At 46.2% G+C, this 628-nt stretch carries 1 protein-coding gene; it reads right to left on the reverse strand.

All coding sequences use genetic code 11. The annotated features are described in order from the left end of the window. Positions 1-154 precede the first annotated feature (154 nt). Complete coding sequence (locus AXE65_RS01920; protein ID WP_068387275.1) at positions 155-373, reverse strand: hypothetical protein; 219 nt, start codon at positions 371-373, stop codon at positions 155-157. Positions 374-628: the final 255 nt, after the last annotated feature.

The raw sequence follows: 628 nt of genomic DNA on the forward strand, positions 1-628 counted from the left end.
AACACGCGCTTTTTCTTATTCCCTAATGGAATAAGAAACGGACTTTCAGAAGCCAAATTGAAAGTAGGGTACTAGTGATACCCTACTTTAGTCCCAATTTTGGGACTGACCTCCCAAACTGCGCCGCTTTTGGCTCTTCTTCTGCTCGGCATTTCTACCCGCTTACTGGACGTTTCCGCTGCCTTGGCTGGGGCGCTTCACCTCTACGCTTGAATCTCTCAAATTCTTCGGGGGTGAACTCCTCTAATCCCTTTAATATCAACCACTTAAGCACTTCCGTATCTTTTACAGCAGCTTGAAGCTCAATGACGGCCTTGATGGTGGCCTTCTCGACTTTGCGCCAAGTCAAATCATCTATGTGTTTACTGGGCATTTCTCGGCCTCCCTTCACTTAAAAGAAACTTTATCGACTAAATTACTTTAGGACTTGATTTCTGGTTTCTGAGAACTTAGATTCAGCACTGAAAATAATTTCTCGTGGGCTGATTTTCAGTGATTGACTGGGTTTCTTGCTTTCTGCCGATAGTTCACCCCCGCATCTACGCGGGCGAGGTCATCGCGCTCAATCCAGACAAAACGATTGAGTGGAGAAGTGAACGCAAATTGCAGGTTCAGGGCTCGTGGTCAT

The sequence above is a fragment of the Ventosimonas gracilis genome (genome assembly GCF_001580025.1).
GTDB lineage: Bacteria > Pseudomonadota > Gammaproteobacteria > Pseudomonadales > Pseudomonadaceae > Ventosimonas > Ventosimonas gracilis.